Here is a 25,030-nt window from a genome sequence, read left to right on the forward strand (position 1 = left end):
TTCTTGTCTCAGAACCTCTCCGGGAAGATCAGGGCGAGGACGAGATAGCCCAGCAGGGCGACGGCCACGACGAGGCCGACGATGTTCTCGGCAGTCACAGCTTGGTCACCCCCTTGGCGACGAGAGCCACCAGCGCGAAGCACGCGATCGTGATGACGACGAAGGCCAGATCGGCCATCGTGAACTCCTGGAGTGAGGTTCGGTCGGACAGGGACGGTTCGAGGAAACAGCCTTCGTGGCCGGAATCGAGCGCCGTTGACGGCTCCCTGACGGCCCACTGCGCGCCTTTGACGGAACTCTGACGGCGAGACGATCACCGCAGGTCGCAGGCGCGCCGAAGTCAGCGCAAGCGGAACCGCAACCGGCAGATCACCGCGTCCGTCTCCCGGCGCACGGCGTGCGCGACGACCGCGCCCCGCTGGTTCTGCAGCAGCCGCTGCCACAGCCGCTCCGGCTCCGCCTCCGGGATCAGCACCGTGACCCGGGTGGCCGGCTCCGAGGCCATGACGTCACGGACGTACGCCGCGATGGGGCGGCCCAGGGAGCGCCGTTCGCTGGTGAGCCGGACCAGGGGAACACCGGGGTCCCACTCGGCCCAGGAGAGCTCCAGGGCGTACAGCGCGGCCCGGTCCTCGGGGTCGGGATGGCAGACGGTGACCGCCCGGACCTCGTCGCCGAGCGAGGCGGCCGCGGTGAGCGCCTCGCAGGTGAGCCGGGAGAGCGAGGAGACGGGCACGAGCACGACCGAGCGGTCGCGGTGCGGGTGCTCGGGGATGCGCCCGAGGCCGAGCCGCTCGCCGATGCGGGTGTAGGCGCGGTGCACGGTCTCGAAGGCCATGACCAGCAAGGGCAGGGCGATCACGATCAGCCAGGCGCCCTCCCCGAACTTGCTCGCGGTGACGACGACGGCCGAGACGCCGGTGAGCACCGCGCCGAAGCCGTTGAGCGCGGTCTTCCCCCGCCATCCAGGGCCCTTTTCCAGCCGCCAGTGACGGACCATGCCGACCTGCGCGATGGTGAAGCCGACGAAGACTCCGATGGCGAAGAGCGGCACGAGGGTGTTGGTGTCGCCGCCCGAGAAGACGATCAGCGCGGTGGAGACGGCCGCCAGCGCCAGCACGCCGTGCCGGTGCACCTGCCGGTCGGCCTTCAGCGCGAACACGTGCGGCAGGTAGTTGTCGCGGGCGAGCAGCTTCAGCAGCACCGGCAGGCCGCCGAACGAGGTGTTCGCGGAGAGGGCCAGCAGGATCATCGTCGCGAACTGGATGACGTAGAAGCCCCAGTTGTGGCCGAGCGAGGCGTCCGCGAGCTGGGCGAGGACGGTGACGCCCTCGACCGGCTGGAGGTGGAAGCGGGAGATCAGCACCGACAGGCCGATCAGCATCACCCCGAGGACGGCGCCGAGCGCGATCTCCGCGTGCTGGGCGCGCTTGGCGCGGGGGACGCGGAAGGAGGGGACGGCGTTGGCGATGGCCTCTACGCCGGTGAGGGCGGAGCACCCGGAGGCGAACGCCTTCAGCAGGAGCAGGGCGCCCACGGTGGTCGCGTTGTCGGAGAGGACGGAGGCGTGCCCCGCGGCGGCCTCGGTGCTCACCGGCGCCGACCGGAAGAGGCCGACGACGATCAGCACGAGGATGGAACCGACGAATACGACGGTCGGTGCGATGAACGCCTTCGCCGACTCGACGATGCCGCGCAGGTTGACCGCCGTGATCAGCGCGAGCACGGCCAGGCACAGCCACAGCCGGTCGTCGTAGAGGGCCGGGAAGGCGGAGGTGAGGGCGGCCACACCGGCCGTGACGGCGACGGCGACGTTGAGGACGTAGTCCAGGACGAGCGAGGCCGCCGCGACCAGGCTCGTCCGCCTGCCCAGGTGGGTTTTGGCCACGGCGTAGGAGCCGCCGCCGTCCGGGAAGGCCGCGATCACCTGCCGGTACGAGGCGACCAGCACCGCCAGCAGGGCGGCGATGGCGAGCGTGACCGGGAGGGTGAAGCCGAGTCCGTGGGCACCGGCGGCCGCCAGCACCAGCACGATCGCCTCGGGGCCGTAGGCCACCGACGCCATGGCGTCGAGGGACAGGGCGGCCAGGCCCGTGACGGCGGTGAGCCGGTGCCGTTCGCCGGTATCCGGCGGTTCCTCATCGGCGGGGGTCGCCCCGGGCGCGGTGGTCAGGACGGACATGGGATGCGTGCTCCTTCGTACGGACGAGCCGTCACGCGCGAGGGGCGCGCGCGACTGACCAAGGTTCTGTCCGGATCCCGGCGTGTCCTGCCGCTCCTAGCGCGTTCTTCGCGCCCGAGTGGCCGTCCTTGACGGCACCTTGACGCGTGCGCGACGCGCGCGAGGGGCGGGGATCGCTGCGGCGGCGTCAAGAACCTTCGGGCCCCCGTCAGAGTCCCATCAAGGTGCGTTGCTCCGGCTCGCACGATGTCTAGCGTCGGCCGTATGGAACACCGCAACGACGCGCGCGAGGACGACCTGATCGGGGACCGGGCCAGGGCCCTTGAGGAGACGGCGCACGACCGCCGCTGGGCGCGCGATGTGCGGGACTCGGTGCGCTGTGCGACGGTGCTGCTGGGCCTGCTGTTCCTGATCGACTGGGGCGCCGACACTCTCACCTCCGGGCGCGCCACGCTGTGGCTCACGCTCGCGGTCCTGCTCTTCGTGGTGCTCTGCCCGGCCCGTGTCTCGGCCGGCGAGGGCTGGCTGGCCTCCCGCCAGCTGCTGCGCACCCGGCGCGTCCGCACCGACCTGCTGGTGTCGGTGCGCTGCCTGGACGGAGTCTCCCAACGGCTGCTGCTGCGGGACGCCTTCGGCGATCGCGTCGAGATCGACCCGCAGGTCCTCGTCAACAACCCGGATCTGTGGCACCGCCTGCACGAGGACGCGCAGAAGTCCCTGGCTCACGGCACGATGACATGTGGGGAGACGGCGCTACGGCGAGTCTCGCAGCGGCTCGACCATGAGAACGCTGCGGCCGTCTTCAAACTCTCCGATCTGGATTGACACCGGGTACGACCATGTCCTCTGGGGCGCAGGTGCTGCATCGATGTGCGGCTCCGCCGCGTGGGCGCGATCAGCCACAACGAACCCGCACCCGCCACCCGGCACTCACCCCCCTTACGCTCCCACGCCCACCGCATCCCCCACCAACGGCAACGAAACAACCATCGTCAGCCCACCGCCGGGCGTGTCCTCCGGAAACACCGTGCCGTTCATCGCCTCGGTCAGCCCTCGGGCCAGGGCAAGCCCCAACCCCAGCCCAGTCGTGTTGTCGGTGTCCCCCAGCCGCTGAAACGGCTCGAAGAGCCGCTCCCGTCCCGTCGCCTCAAGCCCCGGCCCCCGGTCGACGACCCGGAGTTCGGCCCGCCCCGCCAACGCGCTGGCGGTGACCCACACCTTCGTCCCTGGCGGACTGTGCCGTGCCGCGTTGGCGACCAGGTTGGCGATCACGCGTTCCAGCAGCGGCGGATCGACAAGCACCGGGGGCAACTCCTCCACGTCCCCGACCTCGACGCCGGGTATGTCCACCAGCGCCGCCGGCAGCACCTCCTCCAGCGCGGTGGGCCGAAGGTTCAGCTTCAGTACGCCCGCCTCCAGGCGGCTGAGGTCGAGCAGGTTCTCCACCAGCCGGTTCAGTTTGGCCATGGACTCGTCGGCGGTGGCGAGCAGTTCGTCCCGGTCCTCGGCGGAGAACTGCACGTCCCGGCTGCGCAGGGACGTTACGGCAGCCCAGCCCGCGGCGAGCGGCGTGCGCAGGTCGTGGCCGACGGCCCGCAGCAGTGCCGTACGCATCCGGTCGGCGGCCTTCACCGGCTCGACCTCGGCGGCGGCCTCGGCGAGCCGGGCCCGCTCCACCGCGGACCCGACGTGTGCGGCGAAGGCGGCGAGCACCCGCCGTTCGGACGACGACATGTCCCGCCCCTGGAGCGCCAGGTAGGCACCCGGGCCCGCCGGCACCGCGGTGACACCGTCGGCGTCGGGGGGCTCGTCGACCAGTTCCGCCGACTCCATGGCGAAGGTCTCCCGGGTGCGTTCCAGCAGCGCGGGGATCGTCTGGCCGCCGCGCACGATGCTGCCCGCGAGGGACGACATGGTCTCCGCCTCGGCGGTGGCGCGGGCGGCCCGCCGGGACAGGCGAAGGGAACGGTCGACGACGGCGGCCACCGTGGCCGCGACCACCGCGAACACGGCCAGCGCCAGCAGGGCGTTGGGGTCGTCGAGCGTGAACTCCCCTATGGGCGGGATGAACCAGTAGTTGAGCAGCAGCGACGCCGTGACGGAGGCGATCACCGCCGAGGCCACGCCGCCTATGCAGGCCACGCCCACCACCGCGAGCAGGAACAGCAGGGCCTCGCTGGTCAGATTGAGGGTGCCGCGCAACTGAGCGAGGACGAGGGTGAGCAGCACCGGCAGCACGAGTCCGGCGACCGGTCCCCCGATCCGTCGGGACGTGGAGAGCGTACGGCGACGGGACGGCAGCAGAGTGCCTCGGCCGGCCCGTTCGTGGGTGACCCGGTGGACGTCGATGTCGCCGGAGAGCGCGACGACGGTCTCCCCCGTCCCGAGGCCCGTCACGAACCGTTCCAGGCGGCCGCGCCGACTGGCCCCGAGGACGAGCTGGGTGGCGTTCTCGGCGCGGGCGAACTCCACGAGCGCGGTCGCGACGTCGTCGCCGACCACCTGGTGGTAGCTGCCGCCCAGGTCCTCCACGAGCCGGCGCTGACGGGCGAGCGAGGCGTGCGAGGCCCCGGCAGCGAGACCGTCGCTGCGGGTGACGTGCACGGCGAGCAGGTCCCCGCCGGCCGACCGGGCGGCGATACGGGCCGCCCGCCGGATGATCGTGTCGCCCTCCGGGCCGCCGGTCAGCGCGACCACGACCCGTTCCCGGGTCTCCCACACCCCGCCGATCGCATGCTCCGCGCGATAGCTGTTGAGGGCCTCGTCGACCCGGTCGGCCACCCAGAGCAGCGCCAGCTGCCGCAGCGCGGTGAGGTTTCCGGGCCGGAAGTAGTTGGCGAGGGCCGCGTCGATCTTCTCGGGCGCGTAGATGTTCCCGTGTGCCATACGCCGGCGCAGCCCCTCGGGCGGGATGTCGACGAGCTCGACCTGCCGGGCCCGGCGTACGACCTCGTCGGGCACCGTCTCGTGCTGCGGCACGCCGGTGATCTTCTCGACCACGTCCTTGAGGGACTCCAGGTGCTGGACGTTGACGGCCGTGATGACGTCGATGCCGGCGGCGAGCAGCGCCTCGATGTCCTGCCACCGCTTGGGATTGCGCCCGCCGCCGGGGACGTTGGTGTGGGCGAACTCGTCGACGATCGCGACCTGCGGGTGCCGCTCGAGCACCGCGGCGAGATCCATCTCCTCGAGCTCCCCGCCCCGGTGGTGGCACTGCGCGCGCGGCACGACTTCCAGGCCGTCGAGCATTGCCTCGGTACGGATACGTCCATGACATTCGGCGAACGCCACGACCACATCGGCCCCGCGGCCGGCCCGGCGCCGCCCCTCATCGAGCATGCGGTACGTCTTGCCCACCCCCGGGGCCGCCCCGAGGTAGACCTTCAGCCGTCCGCGCGGTACTTCGTTCATCAGGTCTCAGGGAACCGCTCCGCGCGCCCCTGGGCAGGAGTCTTGACGCATCCCTGGCGCCCCCGACGTGGACGTTGACACTCTCTTGACAGCCGGAGCCGGTCAGGATGAAGGGCGCCTCGCGGGGACCGCCGGTTTCCGTCTGGGGCGCGAGTACGTCCACTACGCGGCAGGCAGCCCGGTGCCTCGGGAGCGGCTCAGCGCGTGATCGCCACATGCCCGCAAGCGCAGACGCACGATGATGACGCTGGGTGTTCATCTCTCCGGCCCGCCACCCGTCCCCCGTACAGCCCAACCCATGACGAACGCGTACCAGAGCACACATCTTGACGTGCAGCCAACAAAGACAAGGCGAGTCTTAACGGAAGCTTGACGCCCCCAGCCCCTCCATCCGTGGGCCCGGGCGTAACTCTCTGCATACGCTGGTGCCGCCGTCCGCGTGATGGCCGGAATCGCCCTGCCGACCGACCGCACATCAGGAGCACGCCGATGGCCACGACCGAACACTCTCCTCCCAGTCGCCTGCGCGCCTGGATGCTGGAGGGCCTGTCCGACATGGGCAAGGGTCACGGTGCCAAGGGCGGCGCGCAGCCCGAGAAGGAGCCCGTGGACGAGGGCCAGCCCTGGTGGCGGGTCATGTGCCTCACCGGCGTCGACTACTTCTCGACCCTCGGATATCAGCCAGGCATCGCGGCCCTCGCGGCCGGTCTGCTCTCCCCCATCGCCACCATCGTGCTCGTGATCGTCACACTGGCGGGCGCCCTCCCCGTCTACCGCCGGGTGGCCGAAGAGAGCCCCCACGGTCAGGGCTCGATCGCGATGCTGGAGCGGCTGCTGACCTTCTGGAAGGGCAAGCTGTTCGTCCTGACCCTGCTGGGCTTCGCGGCCACGGACTTCCTGATCACCATCACCCTGTCCGCGGCCGACGCCTCGACCCACCTGATCGAGAACCCGCACCTGGAAAGCGCCCTGCACGACAAGCAACTGGTGATCACCCTGATCCTGGTGGCGCTGCTGGGCGCGGTGTTCCTCAAGGGCTTCCTGGAGGCGATCGGCGTCGCGGTCGTCCTGGTGGGCATCTATCTCGCGCTCAACGCCGTCGTCGTGGTCTCGGGCCTCTACCACGTCATCACCGAGGGACACGTGGTCACCGACTGGACCAGCGCCCTCACCGCCGAGCACGGCAACATCTTCGTCATGATCGGCGTGGCCCTGATCGTCTTCCCCAAGCTCGCGCTCGGCCTCTCCGGCTTCGAGACCGGCGTCGCCGTGATGCCGCACGTCAAGGGCGACCCGGGTGAGACCGAGGAGAACCCCAAGGGGCGGATCCGGGACACCAAGAAGCTGCTCACCACCGCCGCCGTGATCATGAGCTGCTTCCTGATCACGACGAGCTTCATCACCACCCTGCTGATCCCCGAGAAGGAGTTCGAGTCGGGCGGCGAGGCCAACGGCCGTGCGCTGGCCTACCTCGCGCACGAGTACCTCGGCAACGCCTTCGGCACGGTCTACGACGTCTCGACGATCGCCATCCTGTGGTTCGCCGGCGCCTCCGCCATGGCCGGGCTGCTCAACCTGATGCCCCGCTATCTCCCCCGCTACGGCATGGCCCCGCACTGGGCCAGGGCCGTCCGCCCGATGGTCATCGTCTTCACCCTGGTCGCCTTCCTGGTCACCTGGATCTTCGACGCCGACGTCGACGCCCAGGGCGGCGCCTACGCCACCGGCGTGCTGGTGCTCATCAGCTCCGCCGCCATCGCCGTGACCATCGCTGCCCGCAAGGCCGGCCAGCGCAAGTGGTTCATCGGCTTCGCGGTCATCTCGGCGGTGTTCCTCTACACGACCGTCGTGAACGTCATCGAACGCCCCGACGGCGTGAAGATCGGCGCCTGTTTCATCGCCGGCATCATCCTGATCTCCCTGCTCTCGCGGCTGATGCGCGCCTTCGAGCTCCGTGTCACCAGCGTGACGCTCGACGACATGGCGGAACGATTCGTCCGCGACATAGCGAGCCGCAAGATCCGCTTCATCGCCAACGAGCCCGACAGCCGGGACAAGGCGGAGTACCGCGACAAGGTCGAGCAGATCCGCTACGACAACGACCTCTCGCAGCAGGAGGACTTCGTCTTCGTCGAGGTCACGGTCACCGACCCGTCCGAGTTCGAGGCGGGCCTGACCGTACGCGGCCAGGTCATGCACAACCGCTACCGCGTCCTGACCCTGGAGTCCTCCTCCATCCCCAACGCCCTGGCCGCACTGCTGCTGTACGTCCGCGACACGACCGGCTGCATCCCGCACATCTACTTCGAGTGGACCGAGGGCACCCCCTTCGCCAACTTCCTCCGCTTCTTCCTCTTCGGCCAGGGCGAGGTCGCCCCGGTCACCCGCGAAGTGCTGCGGGAGGCCGAGCCCGATCGGGACCGCAGGCCCCGGGTGCACACCGGCTGACGCGTGCCCAGCGGCCGAACCGGCCACGCCCATCAGGATCGCGTCAACGATGAACCGTAAGGCGTCAGAGCACCGTCAGCGCCGTTCGCTCGAACGCCGATGCGTCCTACCGTCAGCACTGTGGACGGAAGCAGACTGCGCCCGACCCCGACCGGTGACCGCCACTGGCACGACAGCGCCCGGTTCGCCACGGGCTGCGCTCTGACCTTCCTCGCCATGACCCTGGTGGTCGACTGGGACGAGCACACCCTGACCCCGCCCCGCGCCATGCTGTGGCTCGTCATGACCGCCCTGCTCTTCACGATCCTGCTCCCGCAGCGCGTGACCGCGGGCCCGGGCTGGCTCGCGGTACGCGGCCTCGTACGACGTCAGGCGGTACGCACGGACGCCCTGGTGACCGTACGGCAGTACGGCGATGTCTCCGCGCATCTGACCCTGCGCGACACGGACGGCCGCCGCCTGGAACTGGACCCACGGATCCTCGTCGCCAACCCCCTGCTGTGGCACGAGCTGGACACCGGGGTACGCCGCTCACGCGCCGGCGGGACACTGCTCGAGGGCATCGAGGTAGTGGAACGCCTCCGCCTCCAGATCGACGACGCGGAGGCGCGGGCGGTGCTCAAGGCATCCGGGATCCTCTGACCTGTCCTCACGGGGCGCTCGGCCGGTGTCGCACGAAGGTGAGGTAGGCGTACCCCTCCCCCTCGCGTGGCGCCCTGGTCCATGACCGGGTGGTGAAGGTGTGGAGCCTGCCTCGGGTCAGCGCGAAGCGCGGGAGAGAAAGCCCGAGTTCGGTGTGCAGGGCCTCCAACATTCGCAGCTCGCCGTCCAGTTCCGTGTCCAGCGGGCGGAACAGCCGCGCTGGGTCGAGGGCCTCGGGTATCGCGCCGGAGCGCTGGATCTCCGTACCCCGCACGGTGAACGCGTAGAGCTCCTCGCCCTGTTCGGCCACGGACAGGTGGAAGGCGGCCGGTTGGTCACCCGGGGACGATCCACTTGGGCCCCGCCACACCACCACCGCGCGACCGGACGAGGAGGCGGCCGGAGCAGGGGAGAGAAACAGCTTGTTCAGGTGGTGAGGGGAATGGCCGTCGAAGGCGAAGGTCCACGCCCCGTCGGTGCGGCCGACGGCGACCACGGCCCGGTCCTCCCAGAGTTCCACCCCCTCCCGCTCATGCGGCTTGGGTGCCCGCCAGGACACCTCGCGCGGATCAGCGGGCGCGCTCAGTTCGGCGCCGTCCTCGCCGATCAGGGCGGGCAGGCGGGCGGGGTCGGTCCCCTCGACCCAGACACAGCGGTATCCGTCGAACGGCCGCCGGTTCGGCGCGGGCTCCGTCAGCCAGGCGAGACCCGGCGGGTCGAGGTCGGGCACCGGACCGGGAGCGGGTCCCGTCTCCCCGGCCCGCGGTGTCGCAAGGATTTCCCGCCCGCGCTCCGGGGTGATCAGCGCGCCAAGGACCGGATCGGCGAGCAGGCCGATCGGCGCGATCAGCGAGGGCCCGGGAGCCTCCCACAGCGGGAGCGCGTCCCGCAGCATCCGCCACGCGGCGTCGGTCTCCCCCCAGCGGGCCGACTCCCGGGCGTCGGCGACGGCCTGGCCCCACGGTCCGGGCGGCGCGTACCGATAAGCACCGTCCCGCATCCCACTCAGTACGGCCTCGGCGGCCTTCCGCTCGACCCCGCGGGCGGCCATCATCCCGAGCCAGTGGTCGTCCCCGCCCAGCCGCCATTCGCCGCGTGCCGGCGTCATGGCCTCGACCGGCAGAATCTCGGACAGGTAGCGCGGGTCGGCCGCCAGGTTGCCGTAGTCCCGGGTGTTGCGCGGAGCGAGTAGATGCCGGAGCTGGCTGAGCAGGACGGCGCACCCTGGCCGTCCGAAGGACAGCGCCTCCTCGAGCAGCGACAGGGCCTTCTCGTACCGCCCGCGCAGGGCCAGCAGACGTGCCTCCTCCACACGGGCGTCCTGGGCCCGCGTGGTCGCGTTCACGAAGTCGGTTCTCTCCACCCGGTCGGCATGGAAACCGCGATACCTGGCCTCCATGTATGCGCGGAAGGACCGGTAACGCTCCGGCAGTTCACCGCTCCAGCCTTTGTAGACGTAGAGCGCCCACTCGCCGTCCGGGTCGCTGTCGCCCGGGTCGAGCAGGGCGTAGGACATGTCGGAGTCCGTCTCCAGCCGCAGCGCCCGTTGCCACATCCCGGCCAGCAGGACGTCCTCCTCGCGCGGGCAGTCGCCCAGATTCTCTTCGTACAGCGAGGTCATGCCGTACGGATCCTGGAACCAGTCGATGTCCGCGACGCCGCCGAGCTGATAGACCCCGGCCGTCTCGTCCACGTGCCACCCGTCGCTCACGGCCAGGAACTCCCGGTAGGAAGGCGGCAACCGCCGCCCCAGCCGCTCCTCGGCCGCGACGATCACCGCCTCGCCCGCCCCGGGCCTGCCCGGCGACACAACGGCCTCAGGGTCGTCCTCGTCCTCCCCCGCACGCGGAACCCACTCCTCCTGCCAACGCCCCAGGAACTCATGCCAGTTGAAAGAGTCGCCAGTCATGACCGGATGGTGTCACCCGCCACTGACAACGCCCCGTACGCACAGGTTCTGCTGCCGCATAAAGGGCTCCGCCCCGGCCACGTACGACCGGGGCGGAGCCCTTCATTCACTCATCCGGTGAATCTCAGTCCTCGTAGGCGTCCAACGGCGGGCAGGAGCACACCAGGTTCCGGTCACCGAAGGCCTGGTCGATACGGCGCACCGGCGGCCAGTACTTCTCGGCGGCCGACACCCCGGCCGGGAACACGGCCTCCTCACGGCCGTACGCGTGCTCCCACTCCCCGCCGAGCGCACCGGCGGTGTGCGGGGCGTTGCGCAGCGGGTTGTCCTCGGCGGGCCAGTCACCCGAACCGACCTTCTCGATCTCCGCACGGATGGCGATCATCGCCTCGCAGAACCGGTCGATCTCGGTCAGGTCCTCGGACTCGGTCGGCTCGATCATCAGCGTCCCGGCCACCGGGAACGACATCGTCGGCGCGTGGAAGCCGTAGTCGATGAGCCGCTTGGCCACGTCGTCGACGCTCACCCCGGTCGCCTTGGTCAGCGGCCGCAGATCGATGATGCACTCGTGCGCGACGAGCCCGCCCGGCCCGGTGTAGAGGACGGGGTAGTGCGGCTCCAGCCGCTTGGCGATGTAGTTGGCGGACAGCACGGCCACCTGCGTGGCCCGCTTCAGCCCCTCGCCGCCCATGAGGCGGACGTACGCCCAGGAGATCGGCAGGATCCCCGCGGAGCCCCACGGCGCGGCCGAGATCGGGCCGACGCCCGTCTCCGGGCCGGCGGCAGGCTGCAGCGGGTGGTTGGGCAGGTACGGCGCCAGGTGCGCACGCACACCTACCGGGCCGACGCCCGGACCGCCACCGCCGTGCGGGATGCAGAAGGTCTTGTGCAGGTTCAGGTGGGAGACGTCACCGCCGAAGTGGCCGGGCTTGGCAAGCCCCACCAGCGCGTTGAGGTTCGCGCCGTCGACGTACACCTGCCCGCCGGCCTCGTGCACCTGCGCGCAGATGTCGGCGACGTGCTCCTCGAACACACCGTGCGTCGACGGGTACGTGATCATCAGCACCGACAGCTCGTCCCGGTGCTTCTCGATCTTCGCCCGCAGGTCCTCGACGTCGATCTCGCCGTCCTCGGCGGTCTTCACGACGACGACCTTCATGCCGGCCATCACGGCGCTCGCGGCGTTCGTGCCATGCGCGGAGGACGGGATGAGGCAGACGGTGCGCTGCTCGTCGCCGTTGGCCCGGTGGTACCCGCGTACGGCGAGCAGCCCGGCGAGCTCACCCTGCGACCCGGCGTTCGGCTGGAGCGACACCTTGTCGTAGCCGGTGACCTCGGCGAGACGTTCCTCCAGCTCACGGATGAGCGTCAGATAGCCCTGCGCCTGCTCGGCGGGCGCGAAGGGGTGCAGCTGCCCGAACTCCGGCCAGGTGACCGGCTCCATCTCGGTGGTCGCGTTGAGCTTCATCGTGCAGGAGCCCAGCGGGATCATGCCGCGGTCGAGCGCGTAGTCACGGTCGGCGAGCCTGCGCAGGTAGCGCAGCATCGCCGTCTCGGAGCGGTGCTGGTGGAAGACGGGGTGGGTGAGGTAGTCGTCGGTGCGCTGCAGCGCGTCCGGAAGGGTGTCCTCGGTCGCCGCGTCCAGCGCCTCGATGTCCCCCTCGACGCCGAACGCCGTCCATACGGCGCCCAGTTGGGCCCGCGCGGTGGTCTCGTCGCAGGCGACGGACACGTGGTCGGCGTCGACGAGGCGCAGGTTGACGCCGTTCTGCCGGGCGGCGGCGACGACCTCGGCGGCCTTCGCGGGCACCCGCACGGTCAGGGTGTCGAAGTAGGAGCCGTGCACGACCTCGACCCCACCGGCCGTGAGCCCCGCGGCGAGGATCGTGGCGTACCGATGGGTCCGCCGCGCGATGCCCTTGAGCCCCTCGGGCCCGTGGTAGACGGCGTACATCCCGGCCATCACGGCGAGCAGCACCTGAGCGGTACAGATGTTGCTGGTCGCCTTCTCCCGCCGGATGTGCTGCTCACGCGTCTGGAGCGCCAGCCGGTAAGCCTTGTTCCCGTCGGCGTCCACGGACACACCCACGAGCCGCCCCGGCAGGCTGCGCGCGAACTTCTCGTGTACGGCCATGTATCCGGCGTGCGGCCCGCCGAAGCCCATCGGCACACCGAACCGCTGCGTCGTCCCGACCGCGATGTCCGCCCCGAGCTCACCGGGCGACTTCAGCAGCGTGAGCGCGAGCAGATCGGCGGCGACGGTGACGAGGGCACCGAGCTCGTGGGCCTGGTCGATGACGGCCTTGATATCCCGTACGACACCGGAGGCACCCGGGTACTGGACCAGCACGCCGTTGATCTCACGCGAGGCGATCTCGGCCGGGATGCCGTCGCTGAGGTCGGCGACCACGACCTCCACACCGGTCGGCTCGGCACGGGTCTCGATCACGGCGATGGTCTGCGGAAGGACATCCGCGTCGACCAGGAACAGGCCCTTCTTGTTCTTGCCCATGCGCCGGGACAGGGCCAAGGCCTCGGCCGCCGCGGTCCCCTCGTCGAGCAGCGAGGCACCGGAGGTCGGCAGCCCGGTGAGCTCGGCGACCATGGTCTGGAAGTTCAGTAGGGCTTCGAGCCGTCCCTGCGAGATCTCCGGCTGGTACGGCGTGTAGGCGGTGTACCAGGCCGGGTTCTCCATGACATTCCGCAGGATGACCGGCGGCGTGAAGGTGCCGTAGTAGCCGAGCCCGATCATCGGGTCCAGCACCTGGTTGCGGTCGGCGAGCGACCGCAGCTCGGCCAGCACCTCGGGCTCGGTACGCGCTCCCGGCAGATCAAGAGAGTCGGCGTTCTTGATGACGTCCGGCACCGCTGCGGCGGTGAGCTCGTCGAGCGAGCCGTATCCGACCTGGGCGAGCATCTTGGCCCGAGCCTCATGATCAGGACCGATATGACGCTGCTCGAAGGGAATACCCTGCTCGAGCTCGGAGAGCGGAATGCGATGGGCGGTCATTGCGGAGGCCTCCTGGTCTGACACGACCTTCGAGGGGCACCATGGCGCGGGTACCCGGACGGCCTCCCCCTCTGTCATCTCAACCTGAGAGCTTCACCGGGGCGCCCAAGGGCTCCCGGCTTTCACCGTCGGTGAGGGCGGAAGCCGTCGGCACCCGCCCTGCTTTCCAGAGTGACCTCGTCCGTGCGGTACGTGGGCCTGAGAGATTCCGGGGAGGATTTGCTCCTTCGGCGCCTCCGGTGGTGTCCGGAGGACTCTCCCGCACGGGGTCAGCAGCCGTCTGCAAGCCTACCAGCGAGGTCAACGCACGCCCCTTCGAGTGGCCGCACATCCCAATGTGCCTTTTCGTAGTGCTTACGGATGAGTTGCGACCAAGTGGAGGGCCCGTGCAGACCGACATCGATCCGCGCAATCTGATCGGCCGCAAGGCCTTTGACCGCAACGGCACCAAGATCGGCACGATCGACGAGGTCTATCTCGACGACGCGACCGGAGTGCCGGAATGGGCGGCGATACGCACCGGCCTGTTCTCCCGGGACGCCTTCGTCCCCCTGGAGCCCAGCGAACTGGTGGAGGGCACCCTCCACGTCCCCTTCGAGCGCACCCTGATCAAGGACGCCCCCGACTTCGGGGTGGGCCGCCACCTCTCTCCGGAACAAGAACTCCAGCTCTACCACCACTACGGCCTGGACGTCGCAGCCTCGCCCCCACCCCCCGACCGGGACTTCGGCAACTTGGCAGGCAGGGAGGACCCCGACAACAACGGCCCCAGGACCACTCATCCGCATCCCTGACCCCGGGCAGCCGCCACACGGCCGCCTCTCACCAGTCGGGACAGAGCCACCGCAGCCACACGCATCGCACCGCACGCCGACTTCCACCCACACGTCAGCGCCCCGGTAGGGGCACAGCTGCGGGCGATCGTGTCGCTGGCCTGGTCATGAGTGCGCGCCGGCAGTCCGCCGTGCTCGAAATGCATCGGGGGAAGCCCCGCTTCGGGTGAGGCCCCGCCAAGGCGAACCGAACCCCACCGCGGGCGGTCCATGGCCCTCGCCTGCCCCCACCGCCCTACCCGGGCATCACAGGCGACTCCCCGCCCCCAAACCCCCATCAGCAGCACCAGCACCGGCTCCCCCACCGGCCCCTGGCCCCCCGCTTCCCCCACCCTTCCCAGGCCTGCCCTCCACCAAAGGCAACGGCTCGGCAGCCTCCAGCCCCGGATCATCGACCCGGAAGGTGCGGACCCGCCCCGGCTCCGACCTGGGCGTTTCGAACCGCACCGTCACCCGCCCGAGCCCGCTCCCCTGCACCCACCCGTGCCCGAACTCGGCGTGCCGCACATCGTGCCCCGCATGCCACCGCCGCTCGGCCGCGCCCTCGGCCCGTCGCGCCACCGCGGCCTCTTCCTCACCGTCCTCCGCCGCCTCTTCCATCCGCACCCCCGCAGCCTGAGCGAACAGATCTTCCTGCGTGTAGTCGGCCAGCCCGCTCACCCCGACCCCAAGCAGCCGCACGCCTCCCGTCGTGTCCACGGAATCCAGCAGCCGCGCGGCGGCCTCCCGCACCACGGCCGGATCATCCGTGGGCCCGCGCAAGGTCTCGGACCGGGTCAAGGTCGAGAAGTCGTAGCGCCGCACCTTCAGCACGATCGTCCGCCCGGACAGCCCGGCCCCGCGCAACCGCCGCACACAGCGGTCGGCCAGCCGCTGCACCTCAAAACCCACCCGCACCCGGTCGTGAATGTCCACGTCGTAGGTGTCCTCGACCGACACCGACTTGGTCTCCCGCTCGGCGACCACCGGTCGCTCGTCGTGGGCCAGAGCCATCGCGTACAGGGCGTGCCCATGCGCCTTCCCCAGCAGTCGTACGAGCTCGTCCTCACCCGCCTCGGCGATCTCCTCGACCGTATGGATCCCGGCCCGCCGCAGGTGGTCGCCGGTCGCCGGCCCCACCCCGGGCAAGGTCCGCACCGACATCGGCCCGAGCATCGCCCGCTCGGTCCCCGGCTCGATCACCACCAGCCCATCCGGCTTGGCCTGCTCAGAGCCGATCTTCGCGAGCATCTTGGACGCGGCCAGCCCAACCGACCCCGCCAGCCCGGTGGCGGCCCGTATGTCGGCGCGCAGCTTCGTCCCCACCAGCCGCGCCGACGCCTCGTCCCAGGCCGTTTCCCCGGCCTCCAGATCCACGAACGCCTCGTCCAGGCTCAGCGGCTCCACCAGCGGTGACAGCTCGCGCAGCAGCGCCATCACCTGCTCGCTGGTGTCGCGGTAGATCCCGAAGCGCGGCACGAGATACGCGGCGTTCGGCGCCAGCCGACGCGCCTGCGCCATGGGCATCGCCGAGTGAACCCCGAAGACCCGGGCCTCATAGGAAGCGGTGGCCACGACTCCACGGGGCCCGAGACCGCCCACGATCACGGCTTTCCCGCGCAGGCTCGGCTTGGATGCCTGCTCCACCGAGGCGTAGAAGGCATCCATGTCGAGATGCAGGATCGTGGGCGCGTTTCTCACACCCCTGATGCTGCCTCACACCACTGACAATGCCTTGGCCGACAACACCCTGGCCCGACAATTCCTCGCCACGACCGGCGCTCAGACCGCCCGGTTACGCCGCCGAGCCAGCTCGTCCGTCGGGTTGTGGCCGATGAGCGTCTCCCCGGTGTCGATCCGCTCCCCGTGCAGCTGCGACAGCGCGCTCTCGACGTCCCGCCACACCACGCCCACGGCGATCCCGAAGATCCCCTGCCCACCCTGGAGCAGCGCGTGCACCTCGTCTGGCGAGGTGCACTCGTAGACCGTCGCACCGTCGCTCATCAGCGTCATACGCTCAAGATCGCGAAAGCCCCGCTCCCGCAGATGCTGCACGGCGGTGCGGATGTTCTGGAGCGACACACCGGTGTCGAGGAAGCGCTTGACGATCTTCAGGACGACGACGTCCCGGAAGCTGTACAGCCGCTGCGTCCCCGACCCGTGAGCGGGCCGCACGCTCGGCTCCACGAGGCCGGTGCGCGCCCAGTAGTCCAATTGCCGGTACGTGATCCCGGCGGCCGCACACGCCGTCGGACCGCGATAACCGATCTCCTCGGTCGCCATGGACGCCGCCCCTCCACCACTGCTCGGCACGGCCGTCGGTCGCTGAAAAGCGTGATCCGCGCTGCCGTGAAGCGGGTACGGGCCGCTCGCCCCGAGACTGCGCTCGGGAGCACCCCCAGCCGTACCGTCGCCGCTGCTTCTCACGCCGACCTCCGTCCTTGACCTGCCTTCTCGACGGTAGGCAGTCACCCGGGGTGCGTCAACGATCGCCACACTCGGCCCGCCGAGTGATAATCACCCTAGGAGTGGTTTCCCGCGCCCCACCGCGGGGAAAGGCTAGCCGAATGTGCTCGGGGCAGACCTCAAGACGCTCACGCTCGCCGCTGGCAAATGCCGGCATTTGAGCCGTAACCGACTGTGGGCCGCACCATCACGGACCGCAAGTCCGCAGGGCGCCGCCCACGCCGCCTCACTGACTGCTGGTGCCGAAGTCCTCCGGCGAGATCTGGTCGAGGAACTCGCGGAACTTCTCCACCTCGTCCTCCTGCTCGTCCGGGATCGCGATGCCGGCGTCGTCGAGCACTCCGTCGCTGCCGTAGATCGGCGTTCCGGTGCGCAGGGCCAGCGCTATGGCATCGGACGGGCGGGCGCTCACCTCGACGCCGCTGGCGAAGACCAGCTCCGCGTAGAAGACGCCCTCACGCAGGTCCGTGATGCGCACTTCGGTGAGCTCCTGGCCGACGGCCTCCAGCACGTCCTTGAACAGGTCGTGGGTCAGCGGTCGCGCGGGGGCCATGCCCTGCTGGGCGAAGGCGATCGCCGTCGCCTCCCCCGGCCCGATCCAGATGGGGAGGTAACGGTCGCCTCCCACTTCGCGCAGGAGCACGATCGGTTGGTTGGAGGGCATTTCGACCCGGACACCTACGACATCGAGCTCGTTCACACAGCAACCCTAGGCCGTGCTCGGGACGTTTGGGTAGTCGGGCCGGGAACGGGTGGCCGATCCGGCCTGCTCGTGGCCTGCCCCGCTCAGGGCAGCCTCACTCCGAGAGCCGTCTGCACCAGCGCGGCATGCAGCTTCACCGTGAGTCCCGCCAGCTCCTTGGCACGGGCCTCGGCATGAGCCCTGGTCTGCGGGTTGCGGTGCCGCCTCAGGGGTGCCACGACCTGGTCCACGAGCCCGGCCTCGCGGTCGGCGGCGCCCTTCATCACCCGAAGATGCCGTGGCTCGATCCCGAACCGCCCCAGCTCGGCCACGAGCGCGGCCACAGTGACCGCCTCTGCGTCGTACACGCCGTCCGGCAGGGCGCTGATCAGGCCGTACGACTCCCACTCCGCGAGCTCCCGGTCACCGATCTCGGCCGCGGCGAGCAGCTCGGCCCGTCCGATCCGAGCCACCGTGGGTCCCTCCACGGGCTCCAGGACCGTTTCGCCGTCCCGCGGGCGGCACAGGGCAGGCAGTGGTGCCGCCTCGCCGCGCTCCATGGCGTCCAGGTGCTCCCGGATCACCTTGAGCGGCAGATAGTGGTCCCGCTGCATCCGCAGGACGTGACCGAGCCGCTCGACGTCCTGCGCGCTGAACTTGCGATACCCCGAGGGGGTCCGCTGCGGCTCGACAAGGCCCTCGGACTCCAGAAACCGGATCTTGGAGATGGTGATGTCAGGGAACTCGTCGCGCAGCATGCTCAGCACCGTGCCGATGCTCATCAGCCGACCGTCCGTGGCGGCGGTGCCGTGACGGGCACCGCCGCTCGGTGTTTTCAGCATGGACCTTCCCTGGGTCTCCCCGGACGGGCTCCGGGGGAGGGTCAGTAGCCCCGCTGGCTCGCGTAGAAGACCAGCCGGTACTTGCCGATCTGCACCTCGTCACCGTTGTTCAGGGCGACCTGGTCGATCCGCTCGCGGTTGACGTACGTACCGTTCAGGCTGCCGACGTCGGCCACCGTGAACGAGCCGTCCTGACCGCGACGGAACTCCACGTGCCGGCGCGAGACCGTCACGTCGTCCAGGAAGATGTCGCTCTGCGGGTGGCGGCCGGCGGTGGTCAGATCGCCGTCCAGGAGGAATCGGCTGCCCGAGTTCGGGCCACGGCGCACGACCAGGAGCGCGGAGCCCAGCGGCAACGCGTCGACGGCCGCCTGGGCCTCGGGCGACAGCGCAGGGATCGCCGTCTGACCGGTGGCCTCGGCGTCGTAGGCCTCAAGACCGGAGATGGAGATCGTGGAGGTCGTCTCGGACGGACGCTCGGGCGCCGGGCCGCCTCGCAGCGGGGCGCCGCAGTTGGAACAGAAGCGGCTGTTCTCCGCGTTGCGGTTACCGCACCTCGTACACACCAGGGCCGACATCGGGGAAAACCCTCCACCCGTACTTGAGGTTGACGGTTGCCCGAAACCTATGCCGCCGGACTGGGCAGGGTCAACTGACGGCGCGCCCTGACCTCCGGGAATGTCGCCGCCCGGTCCGGCCACCTGGTCCCTGAACAGCGGGCGCTGGCCCTCATCGTCCCCTTGTGCGCGGTGACGAGCGGTCGCGTTGTCGCTACCCTCTCGCGCGCTCTTGCCGAACAACTTCGCAAACAACTTCACGGGCGATTCCCCTTGACCGAAACAGACCCGCCCGTGGGGCAGGACGAACCCTGACTGCACTCTCTGACCGACCCGGACATCTTCACAACGTCCGTCTCCACCAGACAGTTTCCACCACGCACCACCCATTCGGTGCGCCGACCCCCCGCAACCTCATGCCCTCCCCGGTCGTCCCCCATGCACCCTCGGTTCACTGCGAGGACGACCGAGCGTAGTCAGGCCGCTTCGCCGCTCGCAAGGCGTCCACGACGATCTTGTCCGACTGCTCGATCGTCACGGTGGCCTGCTCCTTCTCCAGGGTCTGCACCACGCCTCCAGGGATGTTGAGCGCTGGTTCGAGGTCCTGCGGTTTACCGATGACCTTGAAACGATAGGGCGCGTTGATCTTGTTCCCGTCGACACTGACGCCGTTGCCGGAATCCGTCAGATAGGTGTCGGCGACCACGCGTACGTCGTTCACCTGGATCGCCTCCGCGCCGGCCGCGCGCAGCTCCTGGATCGCGTCGAGCAACATGTCCGCCTCGACCGTGCCCTTCGTGTCGTCGATGGTCATCGTGATGCCGGGCCCCTGCGCGGCCACGGTGCCCGCCAGAATGCCGAGTTGCCTCTCCTTCTCGACCGTCTGCTTACGGGCCTCCTCGGCCTGGTTCGAACTGTTCTCCAGCTCGTCGCGCTGCTTCTCCAGACCTTGCTTCTCGTCCTCTAGACGCTGAGTACGGTCGTCCAGTTCATCGAGGATGCGAACGAGATCTTCCTGACGTGCGCCGCGCAGGGCGCTGTCGCTGTCGCTGTTCGACGCGACCTGGACGGCCAGGCCGAATCCGAGGCCGAACAGCAGCAGGGCGACGATGAGTTGGGCCCGGGTGACGCGCGGCGGCCACAGCCCCTGCCCCAGCCGCTGCCGCCCGGTCAGCCCGGCCTCCGGCCGCTCCTCGGACGCGTCCGTGCTCTCAGGAGCGTCCTCGGTCTCGGCCGCCGGAACCTCGTCGGGGAGCTGCTTGCGCAGCCTGTTCTCCGCAGTCTCGTCGTGATTGCTCATCGGCCTCACGCCCGGAACACGTGACGGCGAATCGCCGCGGCGTTCGAGAAGATCCGGATGCCGAGTACGACCACGACGCCCGTGGACAGCTGGGCGCCCACGCCCAACTTGTCGCCCAGGAACACGATCAGCGCGGCCACGACCACGTTGGACAGGAACGACACGACGAAGACCTTGTCGTCGAAGATCCCGTCGAGCATGGCCCGCAGACCTCCGAAGACGGCGTCCAGAGCCGCCACGACGGCGATCGGCAGATAAGGCTCGACGACGGCCGGAACCTCAGGCCGGACCAACAGTCCGGCCACGACTCCCACGACGAGGCCCAGTACGGCGATCACGATGTGCCCTTCTCGGTTTGCTCGGTGTTCGGCTGTGCTGTACGTACGATCACGCTCGGTGCGGCCGGCAGCCGGAGGTCGTCCTGCACGGAGATGCTGGTCCGGATGCCGAAGTTCTCCTGCAAGGCGTGCAGGTACAGCCCGTCGGCGCTGTCCTGGAACCTGGTGCTCAGCCGCTCACCGTCCCCCACCGCGAGCACCGTGTACGGCGGAACCAGCGGTTTGTTGTCGACCAGTATCGCGTCACCCGCGGCCCTGATCGCCGACAGGGCTGTCAGACGCTGTCCGTTGATCGAGATGGCTTCGGCGCCCGACTCCCACAGCCCATTGACCACACGCTGCATGTCGCGGTCGCGGACCCGCCCGGTGTCGGAGAATCCGGTCGCCCCCCGGGGGTCGGTGCCGTCCTGCGTGCCCGCTTCCTTGGCGTCGTTCACGACCAGCTTCACGCCAGGTCCGTGCACCTCGACAGCGCCCGCCAGAATGCCCACCAGCTCCGCCTGGTCGCCGCCCGTCGACTTCAGGGCCTCGCGCTGCCGTGCGCTCACGTCGGCGCGCAGATCGTCGACGCTCTTCTCCAGCTTGTCCGCCGTCGCCGTCTCCCGGTCGATCCGGTCGATCAGCTCCTCGCGCTCCTTGGCCACCACGGGCGCCGCCACACGCGCCTGTGCCGCTCCCACGGTCACCACGAGCGCCGCGAGCACCAGTCCGGCGGCAAGCCCCAGCTTCGCCCTGAGCGTCTTGGGCATGCCCCCGTCACCCGCCGCCTCCTTACGGGCGGCCGCCTCGGCGTACCCGTCGTCGAGGCTGTGATCCATGACGTTGGTGAGCAGCGACATGGACGCGTCCGGGCGTGCAGGGGGCGTAGGTGTGCTCCGATCGGGGGGCTGCTGCGGCATGCCGCACATCGTCGCACGTCGCGAGCAGTACCGCCGAATGGCCCCACCGGCGTGCCGGACAGGCCCCGTTCGGGGACACCTGTCCGACACGCGCGTGTGCTGCTTGCGTCAGCGGCCCGCGCTGTCCACAACCGCCGCCCACTCGTCGAGCAGGGCCTGCGCGGACGAATCGTCGGGCCCCTCGGCCCACAGATGCGTGACCGCCTCGGCCGGGTCGGGCAGCACCATCACCCAGCGCCCGTCGGTCTCCACGACCCGTACACCGTCGGTGGTGTCGACAAAGCGATCTCCGGCCTCCTCGACGACCCGGCGCATGACCAGTCCCTTGACGGCCCAGGGGGTCGCAAGATCCCGCTTGATCACGTGGGCCCGCGGAATCCTCGCGTCGATCTGGCTGAGCGTGAGCTGCGTCCGTGCCACCAGCCCGATCAGCCGCACGAAGGCCGCCGTACCGTCGAAGACGCTGCTGAACTCCGGGATGATGAACCCGCCCCTGCCGTCACCGCCGAAGATCGTCGTCTCGTCGCGACCGACCCGGGTCAGGTCATCGGGCGAGGTGGTCGTCCACTCCACCTGGGTCCCGTGATACGCCGCCACCTGCTCGGCGATGCGCGTTGTGGTCACCGGGAGCGCCACCCGCCCGCTGCGCCGCTCGGCGGCCACGAGATCGAGCATCACCAGCAGGGCCCGGTCGTCCTCGACGATCCGCCCCTTCTCGTCGACCAGCGACAGCCGCTCGCCGACCGGGTCGAACCGCACCCCGAAGGCGGCCCGCGCGGAAGCAACGATCTCTCCCAGCCGCACAAGCCCCGACCGCCGCGTATCCGCCGACTCCGTGGGCCTGGACTCGTCGAGACCGGGGTTGATGGTCAGCGAGTCCACACCGAGCTTGCCGAGCAGACTGGGCAGCACAAGACCCGCACTACCGTTCGACGCATCGACGACGACCTTCAGCCCGGACTCCGAGATCCCGGTCGTATCGACGTTCCGCAGCAGCGACCCGGTGTACGAGTCGAAGACACTGGCCGGGAAATGCAGGTCCCCGATCTCTCCCGGGAACGCACGCCGGTACTCCTGACGCGCGAACACCCGGTCCAGCTTCCGCTGACTGGCCTGCGACAGGTCGGCGCCCTGTCCGTCGAAGAACATGATGTCGACGGAATCCGGCACCCCGGGCGTCGTCCGGATCATGATCCCGCCGGCACTGCCCCGCGCGGTCTGCTGCCGGGCCACGGGCAGCGGTACGTTCTCCAGATCGCGTACGTCGATGGCGCTGGCCTGGAGAGCGGAGATCACCGCCCGCTTCAGCGCCCGGGCACCACGGGAGTGGTCGCGGGCCGTGGTGACGGTGGAGCCCTTCTTCAGGGTCGTCGCATAGGCGCCGGCGAGACGCACAGCGAGTTCCGGCGTGATCTCCACGTTCAGGATTCCGGAAACGCCACGGGCGCCGAAGAGATGCGCCTGGCCCCTCGACTCCCAGATCACCGAGGTGTTGACGAAGGCACCGGCCTCGATGGTCTTGAACGGATAGACCCGCACATTGCCCTGAACGATCGATTCCTCACCGATCAGGCACTCATCGCCGATGACCGCGCCGTCCTCGATCCGGGCCGCACGCATGATGTCGGTGTTCTTTCCGACGACACAGCCACGCAGATTGCTGTGCTGCCCGACGTACACGTTGTCGTGCACGACGGCCCTGTGCAGAAAGGCCCCGCTCTTCACGACAACGTTCGAGCCGATGACCGTGTGTTCCCGGATTTCTGTACCGGCCTCGACCTTGGCGTAGTCCCCGATGTACAGAGGCCCACGGAGAACGGCGTCAGGATGAACCTCGGCGCCTTCCGCCACCCACACGCCCGGGGAGATCTCGAAGCCGTCGAGCTCGACGTCGACCTTGCCCTCCAGGACGTCGGCCTGCGCCTTCACATAGCTCTCGTGGGTCCCGACGTCCTCCCAGTAACCCTCCGCGATGTACCCATAGATCGGCTTGCCTTCCTTCATCAGCTGCGGGAAGACATCACCGGACCAGTCCACGGGAACATCGGCCTCGACATAGTCGAAGACCTCGGGCTCCATGACATAGATGCCGGTGTTCACGGTGTCCGAGAAGACCTGACCCCAGGTCGGCTTCTCGAGGAAGCGCTCGACCTTGCCTTCCTCATCGACAATCGTGATGCCGAATTCCAGCGGATTGGGCACACGCGTCAGACAGACGGTGACGAGCGATCCCTTTTCCTTGTGGAAGTTGATCAGCTCGGTGAGGTCGAAGTCGGTCAGGGCATCGCCGGAGATGACGAGGAAGGCATCGTCCTTCAACGCCTCTTCGGCGTTCTTGACGCTTCCGGCGGTACCGAGTGGCTTCTCCTCGTTGGCATAGCTGAGCTCCATTCCGAGCTCTTCACCGTCACCGAAGTAGTTCTTGACCAGCGAAGCCAGGAACTGAACGGTCACGACGGTCTCATTCAGCCCATGCCTTTTGAGCAGCCGAAGAACGTGCTCCATGATCGGTCGGTTTGCCACCGGCAGGAGCGGCTTGGGCATGCTTGAGGTCATAGGGCGAAGGCGTGTGCCTTCGCCTCCGGCCATCACGACGGCCTTCATGTCGGAAGCGTCCTCCTCGAAGAGACGACGGTCTAGCCGACTTCACCCATCCAGATTGTCCCGCACTTTTCCACCGCGGGCCATCGAGCCACTACGCCCGATTCAATCGGCGAGTTCACCCGGCCATGGCGTCCGCTCGGACCAGGCGGCGGACTTGGACCACGTAGAGAACTCCTGCCCACCAGTACAGCGTTGTACCCCATCCGGCGAACGCCCATCCGAAAATAGCAGCCAGTGACGGGATCCACCCACTTCCGTCACTGAGCAGCAGCAACGGGAAGGCATACATCAGGTTGAACGTAGCCGCCTTCCCAAGGAAGTTCACCTGCGGGGGCGGATAGCCGTGGCGTCTGAGGATGCCCACCATGACCAGCAGAACCAGCTCTCGCGCCAGAAGTGCAGCGGTCAACCAGATCGGCAGAATCTCGCGCCAGGTGAGCCCGACCAAAGTCGAGAGAATGTAGAGCCGGTCGGCCGCCGGATCGAGAAGCCGGCCGAGGCTGCTGACCTGGTTCCAACGCCGCGCGAGCTTGCCGTCCAGGTAGTCACTGATGCCGCTCAGCAGCAGCACCAGAAGGGCCCAGCCATCGCTCTTCGGCCCGCCGAACTCGGGCCTGAGGATCAGCCACAGGAACAGGGGCACACCAAGGAGCCTCGCCATGCTGAGGATGTTGGGGATGGTGAGCACTCGATCCGTCTGGACTCGAGTCTCCTGGACCTCCACCCGGGGGCCTCCTGTGGGAAACGTACCTACGATGCCCCCTGACCCTACCTCAACGCAAAAAAGCTCTGGCCCTCGGGCTGTATGCCCAAGAGCCAGAGCTCTAAAAGGAGTTCGGCGGTGTCCTACTCTCCCACAGGGTCCCCCCTGCAGTACCATCGGCGCTGTAAGGCTTAGCTTCCGGGTTCGGAATGTAACCGGGCGTTT

Annotated in this window: 19 protein-coding genes, 1 rRNA gene and 1 riboswitch; of the genes, 4 read left to right on the top strand and 16 right to left on the bottom strand. The window is 69.2% G+C overall.

All coding sequences use genetic code 11. The annotated features are described in order from the left end of the window. Positions 1–8: 8 nt before the first annotated feature. Complete coding sequence (gene kdpF, locus ACFQ6S_RS37655) at positions 9–98, bottom strand: K(+)-transporting ATPase subunit F (RefSeq protein WP_016434100.1); 90 nt, start codon at positions 96–98, stop codon at positions 9–11. A gap of 242 nt (positions 99–340) precedes the next feature. Next, positions 341–2,182, bottom strand: coding sequence for an APC family permease (locus tag ACFQ6S_RS37660; RefSeq protein ID WP_383419698.1), 1,842 nt, complete (start codon positions 2,180–2,182; stop codon positions 341–343). 264 nt (positions 2,183–2,446) lie between these two features. Between ACFQ6S_RS37660 and ACFQ6S_RS37665 the strand changes: the two genes are divergently transcribed. After that, positions 2,447–3,007, top strand: a complete 561-nt coding sequence (locus tag ACFQ6S_RS37665; RefSeq protein ID WP_383419700.1) for a hypothetical protein — start codon at positions 2,447–2,449, stop codon at positions 3,005–3,007. A gap of 114 nt (positions 3,008–3,121) precedes the next feature. Here ACFQ6S_RS37665 and ACFQ6S_RS37670 read toward each other — a convergent pair whose 3' ends face one another. Beyond that, positions 3,122–5,593, bottom strand: a complete 2,472-nt coding sequence (locus ACFQ6S_RS37670; protein WP_383419702.1) for an ATP-binding protein — start codon at positions 5,591–5,593, stop codon at positions 3,122–3,124. 489 nt (positions 5,594–6,082) lie between these two features. Between ACFQ6S_RS37670 and ACFQ6S_RS37675 the strand changes: the two genes are divergently transcribed. Both ACFQ6S_RS37675 and ACFQ6S_RS37680 read left to right on the top strand, forming a co-directional pair. Continuing rightward, the gene (locus ACFQ6S_RS37675) at positions 6,083–8,041 is read left to right on the top strand and encodes an APC family permease (protein ID WP_383419704.1); all 1,959 of its coding nucleotides are present in this window, start codon (positions 6,083–6,085) and stop codon (positions 8,039–8,041) included. A 120-nt stretch (positions 8,042–8,161) separates the two neighbouring features. After that, positions 8,162–8,683, top strand: coding sequence for a hypothetical protein (locus tag ACFQ6S_RS37680; protein WP_383419706.1), 522 nt, complete (start codon positions 8,162–8,164; stop codon positions 8,681–8,683). Positions 8,684–8,690: 7 nt separating this feature from the next. On the opposite strand, the gene ACFQ6S_RS37685 is transcribed toward ACFQ6S_RS37680, so the two are convergent. Together ACFQ6S_RS37685 and gcvP are read right to left on the bottom strand one after the other, a co-directional pair. After that, positions 8,691–10,592 carry an SMI1/KNR4 family protein gene (locus ACFQ6S_RS37685; protein ID WP_383419708.1) on the bottom strand — a complete coding sequence of 634 codons (1,902 nt, stop codon included), beginning with the start codon at positions 10,590–10,592 and terminating at the stop codon, positions 8,691–8,693. Positions 10,593–10,716: 124 nt separating this feature from the next. Next, positions 10,717–13,602: an aminomethyl-transferring glycine dehydrogenase gene (gene gcvP, locus ACFQ6S_RS37690; RefSeq protein ID WP_383419710.1), complete on the bottom strand. Its 2,886-nt coding sequence runs from the start codon at positions 13,600–13,602 to the stop codon at positions 10,717–10,719. A gap of 176 nt (positions 13,603–13,778) precedes the next feature. After that, positions 13,779–13,874, bottom strand: a riboswitch (glycine riboswitch). Between the two features lie 114 nt (positions 13,875–13,988). Here gcvP and ACFQ6S_RS37695 point away from each other — a divergent pair. Beyond that, positions 13,989–14,396: a PRC-barrel domain-containing protein gene (locus tag ACFQ6S_RS37695; RefSeq protein WP_383419712.1), complete on the top strand. Its 408-nt coding sequence runs from the start codon at positions 13,989–13,991 to the stop codon at positions 14,394–14,396. A gap of 285 nt (positions 14,397–14,681) precedes the next feature. Here the strand turns inward: ACFQ6S_RS37695 and ACFQ6S_RS37700 are convergent, their stop codons facing one another. The 11 genes from ACFQ6S_RS37700 to rrf all read right to left on the bottom strand — a co-directional run. Further along, a complete protein-coding gene (locus ACFQ6S_RS37700; protein WP_383419713.1) occupies positions 14,682–16,115 on the bottom strand; it encodes a DNA polymerase IV in 1,434 nt (477 codons plus the stop codon). A gap of 81 nt (positions 16,116–16,196) precedes the next feature. Next, positions 16,197–16,841 carry a MerR family transcriptional regulator gene (locus tag ACFQ6S_RS37705; RefSeq protein WP_383419714.1) on the bottom strand — a complete coding sequence of 215 codons (645 nt, stop codon included), beginning with the start codon at positions 16,839–16,841 and terminating at the stop codon, positions 16,197–16,199. A gap of 265 nt (positions 16,842–17,106) precedes the next feature. Then, positions 17,107–17,580, bottom strand: coding sequence for a bifunctional nuclease family protein (locus ACFQ6S_RS37710; RefSeq protein ID WP_004002801.1), 474 nt, complete (start codon positions 17,578–17,580; stop codon positions 17,107–17,109). Between the two features lie 86 nt (positions 17,581–17,666). Continuing rightward, on the bottom strand, positions 17,667–18,404 hold the full coding sequence (locus tag ACFQ6S_RS37715) for a MerR family transcriptional regulator (RefSeq protein ID WP_383419716.1): 738 nt from the start codon (positions 18,402–18,404) through the stop codon (positions 17,667–17,669). A 41-nt stretch (positions 18,405–18,445) separates the two neighbouring features. Then, the gene (locus tag ACFQ6S_RS37720) at positions 18,446–19,351 is read right to left on the bottom strand and encodes an FHA domain-containing protein (protein ID WP_383419717.1); all 906 of its coding nucleotides are present in this window, start codon (positions 19,349–19,351) and stop codon (positions 18,446–18,448) included. 61 nt (positions 19,352–19,412) lie between these two features. Then, a complete protein-coding gene (locus tag ACFQ6S_RS37725; protein ID WP_383419719.1) occupies positions 19,413–20,261 on the bottom strand; it encodes a DUF881 domain-containing protein in 849 nt (282 codons plus the stop codon). Positions 20,262–20,266: 5 nt separating this feature from the next. After that, positions 20,267–20,599 (bottom strand): small basic family protein, encoded by a 333-nt coding sequence (locus ACFQ6S_RS37730; protein ID WP_003988855.1) that lies wholly within the window; start codon positions 20,597–20,599, stop codon positions 20,267–20,269. Next, the gene (locus tag ACFQ6S_RS37735; RefSeq protein ID WP_383419721.1) at positions 20,596–21,498 is read right to left on the bottom strand and encodes a DUF881 domain-containing protein; all 903 of its coding nucleotides are present in this window, start codon (positions 21,496–21,498) and stop codon (positions 20,596–20,598) included. Before ACFQ6S_RS37735 ends, ACFQ6S_RS37730 begins: the two co-directional genes overlap by 4 nt. A gap of 108 nt (positions 21,499–21,606) precedes the next feature. Next, positions 21,607–24,102: a sugar phosphate nucleotidyltransferase gene (locus ACFQ6S_RS37740; RefSeq protein WP_383419723.1), complete on the bottom strand. Its 2,496-nt coding sequence runs from the start codon at positions 24,100–24,102 to the stop codon at positions 21,607–21,609. A 115-nt stretch (positions 24,103–24,217) separates the two neighbouring features. Next, positions 24,218–24,826, bottom strand: a complete 609-nt coding sequence (locus ACFQ6S_RS37745; protein WP_383419725.1) for a CDP-alcohol phosphatidyltransferase family protein — start codon at positions 24,824–24,826, stop codon at positions 24,218–24,220. A 109-nt stretch (positions 24,827–24,935) separates the two neighbouring features. Beyond that, positions 24,936–25,030 (bottom strand): 5S ribosomal RNA (gene rrf, locus ACFQ6S_RS37750); the annotation flags it as partial.

It is taken from the genome of Streptomyces sp. NPDC056479 (assembly GCF_042795335.1).
Lineage (GTDB): Bacteria > Actinomycetota > Actinomycetes > Streptomycetales > Streptomycetaceae > Streptomyces.

Bases quoted from the DNA above. Each gene is read 5' to 3' on its own strand.
- ACFQ6S_RS37660 (WP_383419698.1), bottom strand. From the start codon at position 2,182: ATGTCCGTCCTGACCACCGCGCCCGGGGCGACCCCCGCCGATGAGGAA.
- ACFQ6S_RS37665 (WP_383419700.1), top strand. From the start codon at position 2,447: ATGGAACACCGCAACGACGCGCGCGAGGACGACCTGATCGGGGACCGG.
- ACFQ6S_RS37670 (WP_383419702.1), bottom strand. From the start codon at position 5,593: ATGAACGAAGTACCGCGCGGACGGCTGAAGGTCTACCTCGGGGCGGCC.
- ACFQ6S_RS37675 (WP_383419704.1), top strand. From the start codon at position 6,083: ATGGCCACGACCGAACACTCTCCTCCCAGTCGCCTGCGCGCCTGGATG.
- ACFQ6S_RS37685 (WP_383419708.1), bottom strand. From the start codon at position 10,592: ATGACTGGCGACTCTTTCAACTGGCATGAGTTCCTGGGGCGTTGGCAG.
- gcvP (WP_383419710.1), bottom strand. From the start codon at position 13,602: ATGACCGCCCATCGCATTCCGCTCTCCGAGCTCGAGCAGGGTATTCCC.
- ACFQ6S_RS37715 (WP_383419716.1), bottom strand. From the start codon at position 18,404: ATGCTGAAAACACCGAGCGGCGGTGCCCGTCACGGCACCGCCGCCACG.
- ACFQ6S_RS37720 (WP_383419717.1), bottom strand. From the start codon at position 19,351: ATGGGTGGTGCGTGGTGGAAACTGTCTGGTGGAGACGGACGTTGTGAA.
- ACFQ6S_RS37725 (WP_383419719.1), bottom strand. From the start codon at position 20,261: ATGAGCAATCACGACGAGACTGCGGAGAACAGGCTGCGCAAGCAGCTC.
- ACFQ6S_RS37735 (WP_383419721.1), bottom strand. From the start codon at position 21,498: ATGCCGCAGCAGCCCCCCGATCGGAGCACACCTACGCCCCCTGCACGC.
- ACFQ6S_RS37740 (WP_383419723.1), bottom strand. From the start codon at position 24,102: ATGAAGGCCGTCGTGATGGCCGGAGGCGAAGGCACACGCCTTCGCCCT.